This is a genomic window from Parafrankia discariae (assembly GCF_000373365.1).
Taxonomy (GTDB): Bacteria; Actinomycetota; Actinomycetes; order Frankiales; family Frankiaceae; genus Parafrankia; species Parafrankia discariae.
Genome location: NZ_KB891158.1, coordinates 1 through 3,345 on the forward strand (window position 1 = coordinate 1; position 3,345 = coordinate 3,345).

4 protein-coding genes are annotated in these 3,345 nt (G+C 69.4%); 2 read left to right on the forward strand and 2 right to left on the reverse strand.

Going from position 1 to position 3,345, the window contains the following annotated elements:
- A partial coding sequence (locus tag B056_RS0108385; protein ID WP_018501423.1) for a transposase family protein occupies positions 1-221 on the forward strand: 221 nt, incomplete at its 5' end.
- 404 nt (positions 222-625) lie between these two features.
- Positions 626-1,018, forward strand: coding sequence for an alpha-pore-forming tripartite toxin MakABE regulator (gene makC, locus B056_RS0108390; protein ID WP_018501424.1), 393 nt, complete (start codon positions 626-628; stop codon positions 1,016-1,018).
- 364 nt (positions 1,019-1,382) lie between these two features.
- Here makC and B056_RS0108395 read toward each other — a convergent pair whose 3' ends face one another.
- Both B056_RS0108395 and B056_RS35815 read right to left on the reverse strand, forming a co-directional pair.
- Positions 1,383-2,144, reverse strand: a complete 762-nt coding sequence (locus tag B056_RS0108395) for an SDR family oxidoreductase (protein ID WP_018501425.1) — start codon at positions 2,142-2,144, stop codon at positions 1,383-1,385.
- A 228-nt stretch (positions 2,145-2,372) separates the two neighbouring features.
- Positions 2,373-3,345 (reverse strand): pentapeptide repeat-containing protein (locus B056_RS35815; RefSeq protein WP_018501426.1); only part of this gene is annotated, 973 nt, incomplete at its 5' end.

Genomic DNA, 3,345 nt, shown 5'->3' on the forward strand with positions numbered 1-3,345 from the left:
ACGTGATCATGCCGTATCGGAAACCCCTCGACGGACAGCCGCTGTCGGAGTGGAAGGAGGAGCTGAACAGGGTGCACCGCAAGGTCCGGGCCCGCGTCGAACACGCCCTCGCCGGGATGAAGACCTGGAAGATCCTGCGTGACTACCGCCGCCAGGCCCGCACCCTCGGGATCACCGCGGCCGGGATCGCCCATCTCTACAACATCAGCCGGACCGGCTGACCGGTCACGCGGACCGGCCACACCCCACCCAAACCGAGTTACGAAACAGCCTTTAGGCCGCCGGGCGTGACCGAGGGTGAGGGAGGGGGCCGTCGAGGGGCCCCGGGATTTCGTCGAAGGCTTCACCTTCCGGCTCGTCAATATCCGCTGACCAGCATCGGCGCGCGGCGCGACTTTCACGAGTCCTGGTTCCCTCACCCCGCCGCTTTACATTCCGTTACCGGCCCTCGAATGCCGTGGGACCGTTCCCGTACGCCGGTCAACCCGATACGGAGAACTTCCTTCGACGTCTGGCACCATCGTGCTACTCTTCCCTCTGGAAGGAACAAGGGCGCGAAACAGAAAATTCATCATTATCGCGCGAGCGTCCTTCCGTTCACATTCCCACACTGCGCGGAGGAACCGTGAAGACGGTCAATGTTCTCGTTGTCGTCGACGTCGAGGGCGCGCTCGCCGGCTCGCTGGGCGACAATGTCTACCTCGTCGACACGAACAAGCACTTCGGCTCCAGCGGCGAGGGCCAGGAGGGGCTGAGCACCGCCTGTCGTGACGGGCAGCTCGTCGCCTGGAACGTCGTGCCCGTGTCGCCGTCGAACGACGTGCAGATCGCCGAGTTCACCGGCCAGATCATCAACGACGGCACCTGCGTGCCGAAGCTGGTCAGCACGCCGGACGGCGACTACTGGGAGGGCCGGGTCGAGGCCCGCGGAACGACCGGTTACCAGCAGTACTCGCTGGTTCTCACGATGGACGGCACCCGCGCCACCTTCGACCCGTGGCTCCTTATCAAGGAGTAGGAACCCGATTTTGTCGACCGGTGAACATCTGGTTTCAGCCCCGGTGTTCCGTTCTGTGTGACCGCCGGTTTGGCCTGGTCGCAGAAATGCCCTCGATCCGCCGGGCGGGAGCCTTCCCGCCCGGCGGATCGAGCGGCCCGCTTCAAGATGATTGTTGGCGGCGCCAAAAATCCGGGTGGAATTTCGACACCACCCGCGCCGTGGCCACACCGGCCTGACCCGGAGACGGCCCCCGGGGAACAGCACTCGAACCCCTGGTGCTATGTGACACGCCACGGCATCAAGCCCTGCAAGACTGGTCCGGGAAGTGACGATGCCAACCTGTCACATCCGGCGTCGCGTGGGCCGGGCCGGCGGCGTGGTTTCAGACGAGCAGCCCGCCGGTGGCCCGCAGATTCTGCCCGGTGATCCACTGTGAGTCGGGGCCGGCCAGGAACGCCACCACGTTCGCGATGTCCGCGGGCTGCCCGAGGCGGCCCAGGGCCGTGAGTGAGGCGGTCCGTTCGAGTGCCTCGGGCGGGTTTGTGGCCCTGAGCAGGTCCGTGTCGGTGGCCCCTGGGGACACGCAGTTCACGGTGATGCCCCGGGGCCCGAGTTCGCGGGACGCCACGGCGGTGATCTGCTCGACGGCGCCCTTGCTCCCCGCATACAGGGCCAGGCCCGGTGCCGGGACGGCCGTGTTGAGGGTCGAGACGGTGATGACACGGCCACCGTCGCGCAGTCTGGCGGCGGCGAGTTGCAGGGCGAAGAACGTCCCCTTGGCGTTGACCGACATGACCCGGTCGTAGTCAGCCTCGGTGACCTCGGCGATCGGTGTCGGTGGGTTGATCGCCGCGTTGACGACCAGGATGTCCAGAGCGTCGAGATGGCGGTCCGCCTCGTCGAAGAGACGGCGCAGGTGGTCCAGGTTTCCCTGGTCGGCCCGCACCGCCACGGCGCGTACGCCGAGGTTCTTCGCCTCGGCGGCGACATCCGCGGCTGACACGCCGTCGTCACGGAAGCTGAAGACCACGTCGGCGCCGTCGCGTGCCAGCCGCAGGACGATCGCCCGTCCGATCCCGCGCGAGCCCCCGGTCACCACCGCGGACCTGCCCGTCAGCGTGAGACGGCGTTCCACCGTGCCCATGTCGTCTCCTTCCGCCCGGTCCCGGGACCCATCACGGCCGTGGGAACCTGGGAAACGACCATCTCGCACCTCATGCGAACAGTTCGCCCGGCAGCGGCACGATCTTCGGTGGCACCGCGTGCTGCGTGCCGCGTGCGCCAGGTCTGGTTGACTACCACGATCCCCGGCGCCGCCACGGGCTCCGGCACGGCCTTCGCTCCTTCCGTCGCGGAACGTTGTTAACGATCTTCATCCGGTGCCGCCGGAGGTCCACGAGAGGGGCCGGGCCAGTCCCGCCGGCAACCGGGTGTGTTCGTCCCCGAAGGCCGTGTCCACCTGCTCGCGCGTCAGCACGGTGTCGGTGAGGTCCGCGCCGTGCAGTCGGGTGCGGGTGAGGTTCGCCCCGGCCAGGTAGGCGCCGGTGAGGTTCGCCCCGGCCAGGCAGGTGTCGGTGAGGTCTGCCCGGTCGAGCCAGGCGTCGGTGAGAATGGCCCCGTCGAGTCGGGCCCGGGTGAGGGTGGCGTCGGCCAGCCACGCGTCGGTGAGAGTCGCGTTGTACAGCTGGGCGCCGGTGAGGTTCGCCTGGTCCAGCTGGGCACCGGTGAGATCCGCCTCGACCAGGCGGGCGTCGGTGAGGTTCGCCTTCGCTAGCCACGCGTCGGTCAGGTTCGCCCGGCCGAGCTGGGCGCCGGTGAGGTTCGCCGCGGCCAGATGGGCGTCGGTGAGAGTCGCCCCGGTCAGCCGGGCGTGGCTGAGAACCGCCTCAGCGAGCTGGGCTCGGGTGAGATCCGCTCCGGTCAGCTGGGCCAGGCTGAGGTCCGCCGCGGCCAGATCGGCGCCGGTGAGGTCCGCTCCGTCCAGCTGCGCGCTGATCAGGTCCACCGCGGTGAGCCGGGCGCGGGTGAGGGTGGCTCTGGTCAGCTGGGCGCGGGTGAGGCTCGCGCCGGCCAGCTGGGCACGGGTGAGGTCCGCGTCGTCGAGGTGGGCGTCGGTGAGGTCCGCGCCGTCCAGCCGGATGTCGGTGAGGTCCGCGCCGTCCAGGCGTGCGTCGGTGAGGGTCGCGCCGAACAGCTGGGTGCGGGTGAGAGTGGCCCCGTCGAGGTGGGCGCCGGCCAGGCTGGCGCGGCTGAGGTCCGCGCCGTCCAGCTGGGCGCGGGTGAGGGTCGCGTCGTCGAGGTGGGCGTCGGTGAGGTCCGCGCCGTCCAGCCGGGCGTCGGTGAGG

Excerpts from the sequence above, each read along its gene's own strand:
- B056_RS0108395 (WP_018501425.1), bottom strand. The coding sequence starts at position 2,144 with ATGGGCACGGTGGAACGCCGTCTCACGCTGACGGGCAGGTCCGCGGTG.